This window comes from Polaromonas sp. CF318 (assembly GCF_000282655.1).
Taxonomy (GTDB): Bacteria; Pseudomonadota; Gammaproteobacteria; order Burkholderiales; family Burkholderiaceae_C; genus Polaromonas.
Map to the genome: position 1 here is coordinate 1 of NZ_AKIV01000003.1, position 17,121 is coordinate 17,121.

Genomic DNA, 17,121 nt, shown 5'->3' on the forward strand with positions numbered 1-17,121 from the left:
CGGGCCGCCGCGTAAAGCCACACCATCTCGGGATGGAGCACCCTGTCCTCAAAAACCACGAGGACATCGGGACGCAGTTCCGCCAGCTGGCGATCGACTTCACGGCGGCACCGGGAAATCTCCAGAAGCGTGAAGATGCCGCGCAGCAGGCCTATGCGCTGCAGCGGGTTCTTAAGCTTGCGCTGCCGGTAGGAGCGATCGGGCTGCGCGGTAGAGAGCACTTCGGAACCGAGACCTGCAGACGGCGTATTGGCCGCGAGTTCACCCCCCAGAACCAGCGTCGGTTGGTGCCACGCATTTCGGGCGACCGCGGCCATGACGGCGCGGGCGTCTTCGAGCATGGCCTGGCGGGAGACGAGGACGACGCACTGTGCCATGTCAGCCTGCTTGCCGACGGCCCGGGCGGGTGTTGGAATGCGCCGATGTCACTTTCGCGCTTCCTCAATCTGGTGGATCAGCCGCATGCATGCCTCGCCGTCAAAAAGGCTGCGTGCCGGCATTCGCGCCATAGCCTCTGCCATGGACTTGCGGGCCTTGTCGTTCCTCAAACAGGTCTCGCACAGGGAATACAGGGACTCGCGCGTCAAGGCCGGCTCAACACCCGGCTCGTTCGCAAACAGGGTGTACCCAAAGCCATAGTACTCAAGCGCGACGGAAGGGATGCCGAGCAATTGTGCCCACGAGATCGTGCTGGAATACGCCACAAACAATTGCGCCGCCGGCAGGATTTCGCGCAGGGGTTCGGTGGCAATCGCCAGGCCGAAGCGGCCGGCCAGGGCCTGGTACGCGACCGGCTCCTGCCGGGGATGAAGGGACACCAGGACGTTTTTCCCATTCAGGCGGGCCATGGTCTCAAAAAGAAAGCCGGTTTCGCTTTGCTGGAGCTTGTCATCGGTCAAGCCGTGCTCACTGAGCGGAGGCAGGGCCACCAGCACCAGTGCTTGAGAAGGCGAGAAGCCGTACTTCTCGTCCAGCTGCCCGCGTATGCGCTGGCGATCCTGGTTGATGCGCCACAAGGTGTCGTGGCTGCACTGCCCGGCGACGACGATCTTGCCGCCGGGCACGCCCAGCTGTTGCATGGTCGCGGCAGCGGCTTCATCGGTCGCGCTGACTTTGTCGGCCGTCCCGCCGCCGTATGACCAGGGTGCCGGGAAGAGAAGGCCGCATCGGCGCAGCGCCAGGTATTCGCCGGGCCTGAAAAACAGCACCTGTCGCCCGTCCGCATCCGACCGGACGCCCTGGGGGTAACTGCGCGCGATGGACGCTTTGAGACGTTTCAACGGCCCGCTCGCAAGCTGGTAGGCGGGGGCTGAGCGCCGGAAGGCGTCGGTGGCCACGTCGGATTTGCCGAATGCCACCGACAGTGTCAGCATGCCCAGCCGGCGCGCCTCGGAGAGCACGCCCTGGTCGACCCGGATGTCGCGGTCGTCGGCGGTCAGTACCGCGGCGCCATCGGGGCCCAGCTTCAGGATGCGCCGGGCGAAGCTCCGGCCCCTGGCAATGGCCTCCGAGGTGTCCAGGAAGTCCGCGGCTAGTTGCAGGCCCGCTTGCCTCGCCAAGCGCCCCAGCCTTCGCACCAGGGCGTAAGCGACGTAAGCCGCCAGGCAGAGCATGCCGGCCTGGCGCCAGGCCTGGGAATTCGTGCCGGTCAATTCGGCGCCGGGCGGCAAAGGCTTGGGAAGCAGGTGCCACAGGCCGTTGGGCACGACCAGGACGGGCTTGTACCCCTGGGCCGACAGTTTCTCCGCAAGCAGGCAGAACTCCGCGACGATGGGCCGGCGACTGCAAAGCAGGTACACACGCGTGCCCGCGGCTCTCATGGGTGGCGCGCTTTCACGAAGGCGATCAGGCCGTCGCTCATCGCTTGCGCCGCATCGTCATGCGCGAGATGCTCCGCCTGTTCCAGTTCCGGCTCCAGCACGCCCTGCAGGCAGATTCTCGAGAAAGCCAGGCAAAGCGCCGCGACGGCATCCAGCTGCGGCTTCCAGCCGCCTGCAATGCGTTGGAGGGCATCCGCCAGCGATGTGCTGGAGGCTATGGGCAGCACGCCCTCGCCGTCCCTGTACCACGCCGCGCCAAACAGCAACACCGGGATGCCTTTGCACATGGCGTCCCAGCCGACGCTGCCGGTGACGGTGGCGACGGCTTTCGCGCCCGAAACCAGCTCCGAGGTCTCCACGTCGCGGGGCACCAGCACCACATTCGGGTATGCGGCAATGGCGTCGTAAAACTCCTGAGTGCGCTGCATCTCGCCCCATCCGAAGGGCTGCAGCTGCCAGGGGTGCTCCTTGACGTAGAGCTTCCAGTCCTTGGGCAGGTTTTTGGCCAGCATGTCCACGATCAGGGTCTGGTCGCCGAACACGCCCCCCAGGGGCACCGTGGCGCGTTCCGGCTGGTAGTGCAGCGCCAGGAAAACATAGTTCTGTTCGGGCTCAAGCGCCCGGCACAGCGCGTCGTAGCGCCGCATGAGGCCGCGCTTGAGGATCAGGCCCCGCAGGCGCGCCAGCAGGGTTTCCGTCCAGCCGGCGCGGTCGTGCGGGTAGGACGCGGACCGGAGGTAGGAATTGCGCATGGGGCCGAAACCATACTTGCGCCACAGATTCACCGCGCGCCGCAATTCGTAGACCATGGCCCGCCCCAGCGGCGGCGTTGCCGCGCGCCCCTGGAGGCCGTACCGGGCGAGCTTCTTCTTGTAGTTGGCCGGCACGTCGGCCTGGCCTTGGGTGGAGTTCACAAACCATTTTTGGAAGTCCCCCGGCAGCTCCGAGGCCTGCGCGCCGGGACGCTCCTTGAGCGCGGAACGCAAGGCGTCGGAGCCCTGCGTGAAGCTTTCGATCGGGAACACCCATCCCGGCATGCCCAGGCGTTCGAACATGACGGTGGCGATGCCCAGGTGGCGGGCCAGCGCGAACAGCACGTAGTCAAAAACGATGTGGGGTGAAATCGAAAAAACGATCAAATCCGGCTTCAGGGCCTCCAGCGCGCCCAGCCAGTAGCGAAGCAGGCCGTAATAGTGCCTGCGGCGCTGGTCGTGCGTGAAGCCCTTGCCGCTGGCGATGTCCATCCTGTCCATCATGTGCAGCGCCGTGATTTCCGCGCTTGAGAGCGCAGCCAGCAAGCCGGCGTCCAGGGCGGGCAGGGGCCAGGGGGCGGTTTGGCCCGGCATGCCAAGCGCCGCATCCGGGCCGGCAATAAACACCGCATCCGGGTTCAGGCGCAGAACCGCCGGTTGGTCGTCCGCGGGGGCCGTCCAGAGCACGGGCTGCCACGCCGCTTGCTGGCGGCAATGGTCCGCGATGGAGCGCCAGACGGCGCCGGCGCACTCGATGTAAAAAACACGCTTCAAAGGGAGCCTCGCGAAACAATCTGTGCCAGCAGCTTCTCAACACGGGCGCCGGCCTGGCCGTCAAGCTGGCCCCAATCGGCGGAGACAGTCTTCATTCTCTGTGCCAAGGTTTCGCGCCACGCGGCGTCCCCGCAGAGCTTGTGGAGCTCCGCTGAAAAGTCCTGCGCCGACTCCACGTTGATACAGCCCGGCACTTCCAGGAAATCACGGTAGCGCGTCAAAAAGCAGTCGAACAGCAACGTCGGCTTGCCGCAGGCAATGGCCCAGGAGGTGATGGACGAACCGTTGAGCGTCGTGAACGCGTCGCAGGCGGCGACCAGGTCTTCAACGCCGCCGCGCTGGCAGGCCAGTCCCTGGGTGCGGGCCACCGCGTATTCTTCATCCAGCGTTTTGGGGTGCACGCTGACGATGACGTTGACGCCGTGCCGCACAGCAGCCTGCTTTAGCGCCTGGGCCCAGGCTGCCGCAAGCTCCTCGTAACTGGCATAGGAAATCGGCCGGCCGCCCAGCCAGGCAAACATGTTGACGGGCCAGCCGCACAGCAGCAGCGGTTTGCCGACATCGAACCCGTAGGCCTGGCTGAGCCGTTCGCGCACTTCGTGGCGGGTATCGAGCTTGCGCGCCAGCAGGTCCTGGACCGGCGAGCCGATGACGTGCAGCCGCGACCGCTCCAGGCCCAGGCTTTCAAGGGTGTCGGCCGCGACCTTCGAATCCGCGGTCACTGCTTCCGAAGGCTCCGACAAAGGTGTCCAGGGTTTGCCGTGAATCAGCCCGCTGGTTTCCAGCGCGAGCGCCCGGTAGCCCGGAAGCCGCAGCACCTTGCGGCCGTCCTGCCGCAGCAGCCAGTGAGGGTACATCCTGGCCACCAAGCGGTTCAGCGCGCCCGTCGCCGCATCGTGGTCGGGCCGCGCCCCGGCATAGTCCGCGGTTTCCTGCAGGGAAAACATGGCGAAGGGCGCGATCAGGCGGGGGATGTCCAGCCTGCCGGCCGCGATCAGCAAAAAGGACAGGTCGCTGCCCACGCCATCCTGGCCCACCACCAGCAGCGAAGGTTTGCGCGATTCAAGAATGCGCGAGAGCGCCTGGTAGCGCCGGCGAAAACGGCGGCGGTCGCGCGAAAAATTCGCGAGGTCCCGGGCCAGGGTCCTGGCCACGCCCACCATGTCCGCGAAGAAGCTGGCGGCCGCGAACAGCGGGATCAATCCCACCGAAAGCAGCGAGCGCCCCGCGGAACGGTTTGGCCTGCCTTCGGGCAATTGCGCAGGTGCGCTGGCTATTGCCTCCGTGACCGCGCCGACGGGAGCGACGGGTGCCTCGGCGGGAGCGGCGGCCTCATGCAGGCGGCCGTCCGCGTCCAGCCACTGGAAGCCACGCGCGACCACTTCCGCGCTGTCCGCCGCCAGCCGGCGGTAACCGCGCTTGGCAAAGAAAAACAGCGGCGGGGCGGCCAGGGCATTTCGTCCAGCCTCCGCGATCCGCAGTAATTCGGGAAACTCTCCGTACTCCAGTACCGCGAAAAGGGCTTGCGATGGAGGCTGCTGCGCCATGAATGTCAGTGGCCGCCGTGCTTGCGCAGCACGATGATTTCCCGCTGCCAGAACAGCGGCGCGGTCAGGCGCTCGATTTTCAGCAGCATCTGGTCCGACACCATGCCCCCGCGCGGGCCCGTGAGAAAGCGGAACACCCGGAGGTAAATCTTTGCCCGCGTCAGCGCGGCATCCAGGCGAACCCGGGTGACGACCGAAGCATCCAGCTGCTTGAGCACCGCAGCGAGATCATCGCCGTCCAGAATCATTTTTTGTCCCTTGACCACCGTCAGGGTCGGTTTGCGGCCGTAGTCGAACACCATCAACCCGCCGGGGCGCACGACGCGCAGCATGTCCGGGAGTATTTTCGGTAGCCCGCCAATGCCCGAGAGGCTGCGCAGGCACATCACGTTGTCATAGGAGGCGGTTTCCACCGGGATGCCGGCCGTCAGGTCGCCGGTCTGCAAATGCGAGGCGGGATACTTCTGCCGCACGTGCTCCACAAATTCGCTGGACAGGTCCATGCCGTCGTAGCGGGTGACCCCAGGCATCCTGCCGATCAGCCGGCCAATCCCGACGGTGCAGTCAAACAAGGTGCCCTTGAGCAAGGGAGCGAGCGTCTGCACCTCGATTTCATCGCGCAGCACGTCGATGCGGTTGCCGAGTTTGCGCTCATACCTCGCGACGGCATCAGCGCCCTGATGGAGTTGGGCGTACTTTGCGCGGGAGGCTGAAATATCGTTGTCGTTCATGGGGAGACCGGTCAGGCTTTCGCGTAGGGCAATTGGTAGTGGTGTTTGTGCTGGCCGACCATCTGGCCCGCTGCCATGGCCGCCCTCATCCTGGCCGGCATGTCGATGACCTTCAGGCCCGCGGCATTGCAATTTGCAAGGACCTCCGGCGAATAGCGGGCCTCGGACCACATGGCCAGCCGCTCGGAACGGTTCAGGAGGTATTCGCAGTGGCGTTCGAGGTGCTGGTCGTCCAGCGCATAGGAGATCCAGAATCCGGTTCTCTCCACGGGCGGGAACGGCGCCTGCATGAACTCGGGCAATTTGTTCTGAAGGTAGGGCCCCAGTGGCAGGCCCGGGAAGCCCCGTATGCAGCGGCCCAGCCCGGCGTGCTGGATGCGCATGCTCCACACCCCCGCGTCGCCTATGCCGGTATTGAGGTAGCGGTCATGCAAATGGGCCTTCCAGCCGCGAAGCACGCGGTTATGGGAGTCACGCCTGACGATCAGGCCGCCCGAGCTGGACGAATGGTCCTGCAGGTACAGGCCGAACCGCACCAGGGAATAGCGGCCTTTCCAGTCCGGCGCGTCGAGATCGGAGCGGTCCGTGTTGTCCCTGTGCCATCCGCCGACGTCCTTGCCGGGGGTATAGCCATGGCCTACGACGGCGTAGCCGCCGTCTCCGTAGTACGCCAGGTTGTCGCCGCCCAAAAGTTTTTTGGCCACCTGGATAAAGCGCTCGTCGTACACCCAGTGCTGCAGATGGCGATCAGCGAGCGCGTCCACCACGGGCTCGCCGCCTTCTTCGCGGCCCTTGAGGGAGGCGAACACGTCCTCCCGCATGGCGGCGAATTCCTGGGCGGAGAACATGTTCTTGAGGATCAGGTAGCCATCTCGCCAGAACTTGTCGTTATCTACATTGAATTTCAACATCGCAGGCGGCTTTCAGGTAACGCTGGAACGGGTGGTTGGGGGGAATGTGTATTTTAAAGCGCGCGGCGTGGGGCTCAATGGACAGCCGGAGTCCAAAAGGCCGTCCAGTATCCCTCATTTGCCTCGGCGAACCTTCCCGTGCTGGCGCTGCCGTTTGAGCTCGGAGAGGGCCACTCACTCTCCTCGGCGTTCACCTGGAACTTTTGCCCTTAGGAAAGGTGAATACCCGTTCAAATGCAGCAGGAAAGAGGAACATGTCGCTCATGAAGTCCTCAGCCCCTACGCCAGGGACCTTGTAGGACCCATACAGTTTGGCCCCGGCCTGTTCTGCCAGCGCCGTGCTTGCGGCTTGTGTCGTCTGCAAGGCAAGACACATGGCGGGAACTTCGCACTCAAAAACCCTCGGGTGGTACGGCGCCAGTACGAACGCCACGGAAACGCCGCTCGAAGAAGCTTTCTTCAGGAGTTTCCGGAAATCTTCCAGGGCAGCCTCGCTTGGAGGTCCTGGAAGCAGCTTGTAGGAGAGGTGCCTCGCATCCCAGGTACGCAGCATTTTTTGCCGGTATTCCAGGGAGTACTCATGGCTTCCATCGGCCAGGGTTGCGGCCTCATTGCTATTCCTCGATTCGGCCGGCATGACCCGGTACTCTTTGACTGGAGCGCTTGGGAGGCTCCTGAGGTTCTTCAAAGCGTAAGCGGGATCGATGCGCTTGCCTTTTTCCTGCTGAACTGCGCAATCCGCCCGTTGCAGGGAGAAAAAACGCACCGCGTTGCAGTACTCATCTCCAAGTTCGTAAAAACGATCGTCCGCCCGGGGCTGGAAGGTCCAGTGGTCAATATTGATGAACAGATGCTTTGACTGATGGGTGATCGCAAGATGGGCATAGATGAGGATGTCCTCGAAGGACCCACCCGATACCCCCAGATTGACGGGTTGTTGGCATTCCGGGGCAATCAGCCTGATGGCCTTGGCCTGGATGGTCATGGCGCGGCTTGAGCCGATCACATGGCAATCTCCGCGCCCCGCCACCACGAGTGCGCGTTTGATCAATCGCTCGTCCCCGACAGCCACCAGCCCGCCCTTGGAGGCAAACAGCTGTTTCGCATAGTCGTCGGCTCTGTCGGCGGCTTTCTTGGGGATTCCCGACGTGAAACGCCCGTCGGTATCAATGGTGGAATTGATGCCTGATATGGCGAAAAGGGCAACACATAGGCCTGCGAGAAGCCCCAGTACGATCTTCATCATCACTTGGACCGCGTCAGTGCTTTTGCCGAAAGCAGCTGCCGCTCGATGCACGGCTCGCGGGGATGGATGTCATCATAAAACTCACTTTGCCGGCAGTTGGCCGCGGCGGGATCGTAGGAGCCGCGTACCTCGATTCCCAGGGAATCGGCCTTTGCCCGGATCTTTTCCTCCAGGTGCTGCATGGCCGGAACGTGTCGTATCAGCTGTGGATACATCTCCGGGTGATAGGCCGGCAAGTAAATGACGACATTTTCTTTTCCCTTCTCTTTCAGGTGGGCCATCAGGCCCCAGAACATCGTCCAGTACCTTTCGTCTATCTCTTCAAATTTGTTCAAGGCGTAGAGCGGGGGCTGGCTCCGTTTTTTGACGTACGCGGAAGTCTCTTCCGGTGTTCTCGATGCAAACTTGAGGTTGTACATGCGCGAGCCATCGGAACGAATCGTGTCGCGCAGGGGGTCCGGCGAGGTTTCCGTCTTTTCGCTGTAGTCAAAACGTCCCTGGCGTATCCGGTTCAGCAAGCCCAAAGCAGAGGTTTTGCTGTACTCAAAATTCATGAGCTGGCGCCAGCGTACGTTGCGCGAGCAGCGCAGGCCGCTGGAAAGCTTGGGCAACCCAACCAGTTCAAGGCCGTTGCGGTAGTCGTCGCAGACACTCAGCCATCGATCCTGGTCGGAATTTGCATTGAGTATCCATGGATCGGCTCCCACGATGAACTTCTTGCCGGGCCAGCCCGAGACCATCTGGCTGATGGCAACGTGATCTTCGATGCTTGCGCCCGAGACCGAGAGGTTGAGCACAGGCTTGCCCAGCATGTCGGAACTGATCTGCATCGACCGGGAGGAGCCCATGACTATCCATTCCGGCTCGGTCAGGGGTGCTTCTTCGGTTCGCATTTTCTGAAGAATGCGTTCGTCGTAGTTGGACATGCCCACGACATATTTGCCTTGTCCCAGTATTTTCGCCATGCCCCGTTCGTATTGGTGGCCCCAATCGAACAATTTGGCAGGGTCGACGTAGAGATTGACCGCCGCGGTGGCCAGCACCATGAACGCCGTTGTTCCAGCCGCGCGAATGAGAAACCGTGTGTTGAACATGCGCTATGGGGTCAAAATTGAAAGTAGAGGAATTCTGATTTTTTATCAAGCATCAGAAGACAAATCCACAGTGACAAGCCCACAAGCCATGGCGTCGCCGAGCTCAGGGCCCGCGCGGTGCCCGATGTTGCCGGAGCGGAGAGTTTGCTGACTATTTCGTTGCTGTTTGGAAGGCCCCAGGCGATCACCAGCCCTGCTGCGATTCCGACGGTGTTGCTGAAATTGGAGACCAGCGTTGAGCCACTCCCAAGCCCAAACATTGCGGAAAGGACCGTCCAGGCTGAAGTCAAGTCCTGCGCCCTGAAGAAAACCCATGCAATGGCGACAAGAAGAAAGACAAATAGGCGCTGTAGAGCCGCCATCAGTTGACCGTCAAGGAGATGGAGCGCATGGCGGAACCGGGCTGCCAGCAGGTGATTTGTTATCAAATAAGCACCATGCAATGCTCCCCACACAAGGAAGGTCCAATTTGCGCCGTGCCACAGGCCGCCCAGTAGCATGGTGATGCCCAGATTCAGGTATCGCCGGAACTCTCCGTGCCGGTTGCCGCCGAGAGGGATATATAGATAGTCGCGAAGAAACTCTGACAGCGTGATGTGCCATCGCCTCCAGAAATCGATGATCGAACGGGACTTGTAGGGGGAGTTGAAATTGATCGGGAGTTCGATGCCAAAACATCTGGATGCGCCCACCGCCATGTCTGAGTACGCGGAGAAGTCGAAATAGAGCTGGAGCGTGTATGCCAACGTTCCGCACCAAGCGTCGGCAGCCGACATTGAAGATGCGGATGCCGCCAGGTCAAAAACCGGAGTTGCATAAAGGCTGAAATTGTCCGCAAGGAAAATTTTCTTGGCGAGTCCGATCACGAACAGCGTCAATCCGCTAGAGAACGTCGCGCTGTTGACGCGCAGGGTCAGGCCAGAGTCAAACTGCGACATGACTTGCTTGTGATGGATTAGCGGCCCTGCGATCAGGTGGGGAAAGTAAGTTACAAACAGCGCGTAGCGGACAAAACTTTTTTCGTTGGCCAACCTGCGATAGGTGTCTGTGAGAAAAGCTATTTGCGTGAAAGTGAAAAATGAGATCCCAAGGGGTAAGGCAACGGATGCGGTTGGCCAGTGCAGACCGGTCCTTTCCAACTCATGGACAAAGAAATTCCAATATTTGTAATAGCCCAGCAGTGTGAGATTGGCGGTAATGCCCATTACGAGCAGGAGCAGGCGAAGCCTGTCTGATTTGCTGCGACTTATAAAAAAACCAGTGAAAAAGTTGGCGGTAAAAGACGCCACAACGAGCACCAGATATCGCTTGTCCCACCATCCATAGAACGCAAGCGAGGCAATGGTCAGCCAGACCAAGGCGAACTGCAGGTTGCGATTCAGGCTTGCCCGGAAAACAAGAAACACCAACGGAAAGAAGATTAGGATGAATCCGTAGCTATTGAAGAGCATGGGTCTTGGCCCGATGGATAGAGCAAATCAAGCTTGCTCTATGGATGGAAAAAGCTAAGGGATTTAGCCCGTGATGGGATGCGCTGGACGTTCAGGTCCTGGTCCGGGTGGCGTTGCATGGGTGGATGCCGCGATCAAGCCGGCGTGAAGCAAAAAACCTTCGCAGCCCCCCTATGCCCGGCGGTGGAGGCATACAGCCTCTCGCCGTCGGTGCACAGCCGGTAAACCCACCAGCCCCCGTCACCTGATCCCGGCTGGCCCAGTTCGGGCGGCCCGACCGGGCGCCAGCCATGGCTGTCGTCCAGCATCCAGACCTGCGCGGGGCGGCGCGTGCCGTGCCCTGTGGCCACCACCAGCCGGCCCTTGTAAACAATCGCGTCGTTCATGATGAGCGATTCGGCCATCAGGGCGGGTGTTGCGCCCACCGCCAGCGGCCCCCAGCGCTCGCCGTCGAACAGCCACACGCTGGAGGCGCCCTTGGGCGTGTCTTCGGGCCGCGACACGGTGGCCACCAGGCATTCGCCGAAGACGGCCAGGCTGAGCACAAAAGGCAGGCCTTCGCGCGCCCAGCTGCCGCGGATCCCGGCGCCCCCCACTTTTTCCCAGGACGTTCCGTCATAGCGCCAGACCGCGCTGGCGGGGCCGGTGAGCCTGCCGGTGCCGGTGCCGGCATAGAGCATGCCCTTGAAGGCAATCAGGCAGTAAATGGTGCGCACCCCCGCGCCCCAGCCGCCTTCGGGGTCCGGCAGGTAAGTCCATTGATCGTCCGCGCCCAACTGGGCGACGCGCGGATGCCCCCATTGGCCCATCACGACCTGCCCCTTCCATGACGCAAAGCTATAGGGCCCGCACTTTTCGCCCAGGGCCAGGCCGTGGCTGATGTGCGTCCACTGGCTGTCGGACAGGCGCCAGACGCCGGTTTTTTCGGCGGCCAGCAGCGTGTTGTCATCCACGCTGAAAAGATGGTCGACGAAGGAGTCGTCCGCCCGCCAGGACCCGGCCAGGTCGCCGCCCACCTGGGCGCAGGCCTCATCGGAGAGGCGCCACACCTGGCCGCCGGGGCCGTCGGCCTTGGGGCCGGTCAGGCTTGCATGCAAAGCCCCGCGGTGCATGGCCAGGCCGCGCACCTTGTAAAAGGCATCCACCGGCCAGCCACGGCCGCCGCCGTCGCCGGCGAGCACGGTCCAGGCGCCGTTGGCAAACGGCGACGCGCCGGAGGCCGATGGCAATGCGGGTGTCTGGCCTGCCATCTGCATCTGGTAGCCGAGCTCGCGCTCCAGGCTCATGGTTTCCACCGCACGGGCGGCGGCGCGCAGCTGCCTGAATTCGGCGCGCAGGCGGGGTAGCCAGCGGCGCAACAGGGCGGCGGCCAGCAGGAGGCCGCAGACGGCGGCGAGGATGGGCAGGAGCCATAGCAAGGTCATGGGTGTACCGCCTCGGTCGGGGCTATTGGGTTGATCAGAAAGGATGCAAGCTGCGCCACCCCGGGTGTCGCTGCATCGAAAGCATACGCCGCGGCCGGTCGCTCGCCGTCGCCGCTGGCGCGCATGGCGTCGCGAATGCCCGCCAGCATGGCGGGAAGCGCGGCCGCGTCGCGCACGGCGTAAACGCTGTCGTTCAATGTGCCCGCGGGCGGGGCTTCCTGGGCCGGGAACTGGGTATAGCGATCCGCGCTTCCCCACAGCAGCACGTGTTTGCCCATCTGCAGAGCCTGTTCAACCGTGGTGGAGAAGTGGGCGACCAGCAGGTCGCTGTCCGCGAGTTGCTCAAGAAATTCCTGTTCGACGCCGCAGACCACCACATTGCGGCGATGGCCCAGCCGGGAGAGGACGACTTGCGAGTCGACTTCGCGCTTGGGCCTCACGCGTATCGTCAGCTCGACACCGTCCAGCTGCTCCACCGCATCGGCCAATGCCGACAAGCCGTCCATGTACTCGTCGGCGGTTTCGGCGATCCAGGGAAAGAAGTCCGACCAGTTCTGGTAATTCCCCGCGTGCAGGATGCGCAGGGGCTCGCCGGGCTGGCGGCGCTTTGGGGCGGTGGGGTAGGCCAGCCGCACATCGTATTTGCGCGCCATGCCGTGGAATTCCCGTTTGCCGGTGACGGGCGACCAGAGCGCCGCCACATCCACAAGGCGGTTGCAGGTCCGCTGGCTGAAAAGGACATCGAGCACCGCCGCGGCCGTCGGTGATTCGGAAGGCGGGTTGGAATTGTGGTTAAAGATGACCCGGGCCGCGCCGGCGTTCCCCGCTGCTTCCATCAGGGAGGCGGAGATCCATGAATTGGCCTCGTAGCTGGTGGCGCTGGGCGCAGCCAGCATGCGCATCAGTTCGCCGCCTCGGGCCGTGATGGCCAGCATGACCGGGATCACCTGGGCGAAATACGGCTGGTAGAGCTTCCACGCCGAGCGGACTTTTTCGTCGCCCAGGGCTTGGCCGATAGCTTCGAGTGTTGCCAGCACCTGCCGCACGCGCGGCGCATCGGGATGCAGCGGCGGGATCGCGAAAGTGCGTGCCGGGCCGCGATTTTGATGCTCCCTGAACAGGTCGGCGTAGTCGTTCCATGCGCCCTTGGTGGGCTGGAACACCGCTATTGTTGCGCCCTCGTTCTTGAGCGCCTGGCGCAGGCCGTTCTTGAGCTTGGGGGAGGGGGCGGCCACCCATTTCCCGCCGAGGCCGGAGGCGACGCGGACCGAGGTGCTGCTCAACCAGGCGTAGAGCCAGGGCCACGGCGGGCGGGCGCCGGCGATAAAGTGGGCCTGGCCGTAGCTCCAGATTCTCGGCAGCATGGCGTGATGAAGGGCGGCCCAGTCGTCGGCCTCGACCCAGGCGCCGGAGCGGTTGCGGACCCGCCAGGGCCCTGGGGGCAGGGTTTCATGCAACCGGTGGACGAGGCTGGCATGGCCCCAGAGTGACTGCCTCGCCATCAAGGCCACCGACGGCGGCAGTCCGGCTGAGGCGGCGGCGCCGTCAAAATCGCGCAGTGCGGCGCCGGCCGCGGCAACACATTTTTCGTGCCCCTGGCGGGAAAAGGCCGGGATGGTACCTTGGACCGCGATACCCGCTTCACGAGCGGCGAAGAGCGCCGAGGGGGAGAGCGCCACTGCCGCGGCTCCCGCGGGCAAGGGCGGCGCCAGCAGCACGTCCTCGCGGTCGAAAAAAACGACGGTGACGGCCTTGTCCACGGGGTGCTGCAAGGCCGTGTCAGGCAAAGAGTTTCTTGACCTGGTTGAGAAATCCGCCTTTTTTCAGGAACAACTCAGTGGGCAGGGACAACGGTTTGTCGGTGATCTGCTTGCCGGCGATTGCCGGCGTCCAGAACAGCACGTCGCGGCCGGTGTTGGAGTACTCGCGCTGCTCGACGCCGTGGAAGGAATGGTCGCACTTCATGAAGAACAGCATGGAGTTGGGAACGTACTCGGCCGTGTACGCGACCTCGAAGTCGGCGTATTCAAAGCGCTCGGAGTCCCAGTCGGTGAAGGCTGGGTTGCGGGCCCGGTAGAAGCTGGTGCCGAAGGGCTTCTGGGCTTCATCCTTGGGCAGGTAAAAAGCGCCCACAATGGTTTTGCTGCCCGAGTCGGTGTGCGGCGAGATGGCGAAGTTGGAATAGTCGCGCACCAAGAGGCTTCGGGGTTCGATGCGAACCGTGGAGGGGCTGGTCGCCGCTTTCTTCAGCTGCTCTTTCCGGTAAGAGGCGTTGACGTCCAGGAAGGGTTGGAATTTGGCGGCGATTTTGTCCAGGAATTCCTGGGAGTGAATCCAGGCTTCGAATTCCTCCCAGATCGCGCGGCCGCCCTCGGGGAATTTATCCAGGGTTTTCCGGGAAAGATCCAGGCCCAGGCGCGATTCATAGGGCGCGGGGAAGCGGTCGTAGCTTTCGTTGACCGGCAGCCCGGCAATGAGTTTTTCGTAGTACTGCGCCGGCAGCACGTCACACATATAAAAGTAAGGGAAGGGGTCGGTGACGATCGCCACTTTTTCGAGATTGGCGTAGAGATGGTCTTTGATTTCGTTGTTCATGACAGCACTCACTGGGTCAATATGTCAATGGGTCAATGGGAATAGGTAGAGGGGATTTTGGGGCCGGCGGCAAGTCGCCCTATTCCTGGCCGGCCTCGGGTTGCGATTCAAAGCGGTTGCTGACGACACGGGCCGGCGAACCGACCGCCACCGAACCGGGCGGCAGGGACTTGTGCACCACCGTGCCCGCGCCCAGCACGCAGCCTTTTCCGATTGTGACGCCGTCCAGGATGCGGCAGCCGGCCCCCATCCAGACGTCATCCTCGATCTTGATCCCGCTCTTCGTCAAGCCCTGCTCCCGGATGGCGACCGTCGTGTCCTCAAACCGGTGGTTGGCGGGAATGATGACGGTATGCCCGGCGATGCGGACATCGTTGCCGATCTCGCAGCCGCCGTGGCCGTGCACCAGCGAATAGGCCTGCACCGTGCAGTTCTGCCCGATGGTGACGAAGCCGCCCTTTTTGCCGGTGTGGACCATGGCGCCGGGCCCGATGTAGGAACTGTCGCCGATGCGGATTTTTCCGGTCTTGTGGCAATGGATGATCGCGTGGGCGTCAATGATGACGTTGCGGCCGAACTCCACGTTTTCAGGAAAGCCGGTGAAGATGGCGGTGGGGTGAATGCGCACGCTGTCGTCGCAGCGGGGCACGCGCATCGGCCAGAACAGCCATTGCATGCGCCGCAGCCAGAATCCGAGGCGGGAATTTCGGGGTATCAGCAATTGGAACTCCAGTCCTGGTCCACGTGAAATGACCCGATCTGGTAGGTCTTGTGGGCGAAATAGTCACCCGCCATGACGGTGAAGGCCAGTGCCTGGTTGACCTTGTCTTCGAGGTAGCCATTGGCCCAGAGCGAGACGTCGGCCGTGTATTCACCGGACATCAAGGCCAGCTTGGGAATGGTGCAGCGGGCTTCTCCGGTGGTGCCGTCAAAGGCCAGTTCCTGGCCGGGGGATTCGTTGGTCAGCAGGGCCACAATGCGGTCCATGTTGTCGCGGATCGAGAAGCGCGCCACGAGTTTTTCCTGTACCGGTTCTTTGGACGCGATGGAAAAAACGATGCTGGCGGGGCGCCCCGTGGAGGGAGGGCGGCCGGCATCATCGCCAATCGTCAAATCCGTGATGCGCAAATTGCCCTTGCCGCTTCGGTCTTTTCTGCTGCCGATGCCCGAAACGGTGGCCTGCGTGGTGGAGGCCAGGTAGGAGGAGACCACTTCCGACGCGGGCCCGTCCAGCTTCATCTGGCCCGACTCCAGCCAGATGGCGCGCGTGCAAAGCGACTGGATGGCTTCCATCTGGTGGCTGACGAACAGCACGGTGCGCCCCTCGGAGGCGACCGTGTTCATCCTTCCCAGGCATTTGCGCTGGAATTCGGCGTCGCCCACGGCGAGGACTTCGTCGATGACGAGGATTTCCGGGTCCAGGTGCGCAGCCACCGCAAAGCCGAGCCTGACGCGCATGCCGCTGGAATACCTTTTGACGGGGGTGTCCAGAAATTCCTCAACGCCCGAAAACGCGACGATCTCGTCGAACTTGCGGCCGACCTCGCGGTGCGTCATGCCCAGCAGCACGCCGTTCATGTAGATGTTTTCACGGCCTGTCAGTTCGGGGTGGAAACCGGTACCCACTTCCAGCAGGGAGCCGATACGGCCGCGGACCCTGATTTCACCTTCGTCGGGTGTGGTGATGCGGCTCAGCAGCTTGAGCAGCGTGCTTTTGCCGGCGCCGTTGCGGCCGACAATTCCAAGCACCTCCCCCTCCTTGAGTTCAAAGGAGATATGGCGCAGTGCCCAGAAGCCCTTATCGTCTTCCTGCGCATCCGCCGCGCGCTTGCGCGAGAAAAGGCCGGCGACGCTGTCGCGCAGGGTCTGGTAGGGCGCCATGCCGCCCAGCCTGTATTGTTTGCCAACGTCGTCAAGTCGCAGTATCGAAGCAGTCATCTGAATCTCAAAGCCGATCAACAAAGTCTTTTTCGAAGCGGGCGAAATACACCAGCCCGCCAATGGCCAGAACCACGATCGAAAGGGATGACACGATCAGGCTGGGCATGTCGGGGGGCTTGACGCCCAGCAAGGACCACCTGAAGCCGTCTATCACGCTCACCATGGGGTTGAGCATGAAAAGCCACTTCCAGTTTTCAGGGATCATGGAGGTCGGGTAGATCACAGGGGTCACGAACATCCAGATCTGCGTCAGGAAGGGCATGGCCTGCTGCACGTCGCGGTATTTCGCGTTGATGGCGCTCAGCCACAGCGCCACCGCCATGGCCGAGGCCAGCGCCAGCAGGATGAAAACCGGCGCCAGCACGACTTCCCAGCCGGGGTAGACGCCGTACCAGAGCATCAGCGCGATCAGGATCCCGAAGGAAATGGCGAAGTCGACCAGGCCGGAGAGAATGGACGACAGGGGAGCGATGAGCCGGGGGAAATAGATTTTCCCCATCATGCCGCCCATGGTCACCATGCTGGTGCTTCCCTGCGTCAGGGCTTTCGAAAACAGCTGCCAGGGCAGCAGCGCCGTCATGACGAACACCGGGTAGGGCAGGTTGTCGGAGGGCAAACCGCCCAGCTTGCCGAAGATGACGGTGAACACCACCATGGTCAGCAGGGGTTGCAGGATGGCCCACAGCACGCCTATGGCGGTCTGCTTGTAGCGGATCTTGATGTCGCGCGTGACCAGTATCCAGATGAGTTCGCGAAACCCCCAGAGCTCCCCGATATCCGGGAATCCCCAGCCTTTGCGGCTGGTGATGAGAACGGTCGTGTGATCTTTGTGCAT

At 62.7% G+C, this 17,121-nt stretch carries 15 protein-coding genes; all 15 read right to left on the reverse strand.

Going from position 1 to position 17,121, the window contains the following annotated elements:
• Positions 1 to 377, reverse strand: a 377-nt coding sequence (locus PMI15_RS00140) for a hypothetical protein (RefSeq protein WP_007862392.1), incomplete at its 3' end; no start/stop codon positions are given.
• A 48-nt stretch (positions 378 to 425) separates the two neighbouring features.
• A complete protein-coding gene (locus tag PMI15_RS00145; RefSeq protein ID WP_007862393.1) occupies positions 426 to 1,820 on the reverse strand; it encodes a hypothetical protein in 1,395 nt (464 codons plus the stop codon).
• Positions 1,817 to 3,346: a capsule polysaccharide export protein gene (locus PMI15_RS00150; RefSeq protein ID WP_007862394.1), complete on the reverse strand. Its 1,530-nt coding sequence runs from the start codon at positions 3,344 to 3,346 to the stop codon at positions 1,817 to 1,819. Before PMI15_RS00150 ends, PMI15_RS00145 begins: the two co-directional genes overlap by 4 nt.
• Positions 3,343 to 4,893 carry a hypothetical protein gene (locus tag PMI15_RS00155; RefSeq protein ID WP_007862395.1) on the reverse strand — a complete coding sequence of 517 codons (1,551 nt, stop codon included), beginning with the start codon at positions 4,891 to 4,893 and terminating at the stop codon, positions 3,343 to 3,345. Before PMI15_RS00155 ends, PMI15_RS00150 begins: the two co-directional genes overlap by 4 nt.
• A 5-nt stretch (positions 4,894 to 4,898) precedes the next feature.
• Positions 4,899 to 5,624, reverse strand: a complete 726-nt coding sequence (locus PMI15_RS23840; protein WP_007862396.1) for a class I SAM-dependent methyltransferase — start codon at positions 5,622 to 5,624, stop codon at positions 4,899 to 4,901.
• A gap of 11 nt (positions 5,625 to 5,635) precedes the next feature.
• On the reverse strand, positions 5,636 to 6,535 hold the full coding sequence (locus PMI15_RS00165; RefSeq protein WP_007862397.1) for a phytanoyl-CoA dioxygenase family protein: 900 nt from the start codon (positions 6,533 to 6,535) through the stop codon (positions 5,636 to 5,638).
• A 190-nt stretch (positions 6,536 to 6,725) separates the two neighbouring features.
• On the reverse strand, positions 6,726 to 7,778 hold the full coding sequence (locus PMI15_RS00170) for a hypothetical protein (RefSeq protein WP_157214474.1): 1,053 nt from the start codon (positions 7,776 to 7,778) through the stop codon (positions 6,726 to 6,728).
• A gap of 2 nt (positions 7,779 to 7,780) precedes the next feature.
• The gene (locus PMI15_RS00175; protein WP_007862400.1) at positions 7,781 to 8,875 is read right to left on the reverse strand and encodes a hypothetical protein; all 1,095 of its coding nucleotides are present in this window, start codon (positions 8,873 to 8,875) and stop codon (positions 7,781 to 7,783) included.
• 11 nt (positions 8,876 to 8,886) lie between these two features.
• Positions 8,887 to 10,326, reverse strand: coding sequence for an MBOAT family protein (locus tag PMI15_RS00180; protein ID WP_007862401.1), 1,440 nt, complete (start codon positions 10,324 to 10,326; stop codon positions 8,887 to 8,889).
• Positions 10,327 to 10,460: 134 nt separating this feature from the next.
• Positions 10,461 to 11,750 carry a hypothetical protein gene (locus PMI15_RS23845; RefSeq protein WP_007862402.1) on the reverse strand — a complete coding sequence of 430 codons (1,290 nt, stop codon included), beginning with the start codon at positions 11,748 to 11,750 and terminating at the stop codon, positions 10,461 to 10,463.
• Entirely contained in the window at positions 11,747 to 13,537 is a 1,791-nt protein-coding gene (locus PMI15_RS00185; RefSeq protein WP_036836879.1) for a hypothetical protein, read from the reverse strand. Before PMI15_RS00185 ends, PMI15_RS23845 begins: the two co-directional genes overlap by 4 nt.
• A complete protein-coding gene (locus PMI15_RS00190) occupies positions 13,530 to 14,345 on the reverse strand; it encodes a hypothetical protein (protein ID WP_007862404.1) in 816 nt (271 codons plus the stop codon). The genes PMI15_RS00185 and PMI15_RS00190 overlap by 8 nt, the downstream gene beginning before the upstream one ends.
• Positions 14,346 to 14,424: 79 nt before the next feature.
• Positions 14,425 to 15,066, reverse strand: a complete 642-nt coding sequence (locus PMI15_RS25220; protein ID WP_086003811.1) for a DapH/DapD/GlmU-related protein — start codon at positions 15,064 to 15,066, stop codon at positions 14,425 to 14,427.
• The gene (locus tag PMI15_RS00200) at positions 15,060 to 16,283 is read right to left on the reverse strand and encodes an ABC transporter ATP-binding protein (RefSeq protein WP_157214475.1); all 1,224 of its coding nucleotides are present in this window, start codon (positions 16,281 to 16,283) and stop codon (positions 15,060 to 15,062) included. The genes PMI15_RS25220 and PMI15_RS00200 overlap by 7 nt, the downstream gene beginning before the upstream one ends.
• 7 nt (positions 16,284 to 16,290) lie before the next feature.
• The gene (locus tag PMI15_RS00205) at positions 16,291 to 17,121 is read right to left on the reverse strand and encodes an ABC transporter permease (protein WP_007862407.1); all 831 of its coding nucleotides are present in this window, start codon (positions 17,119 to 17,121) and stop codon (positions 16,291 to 16,293) included.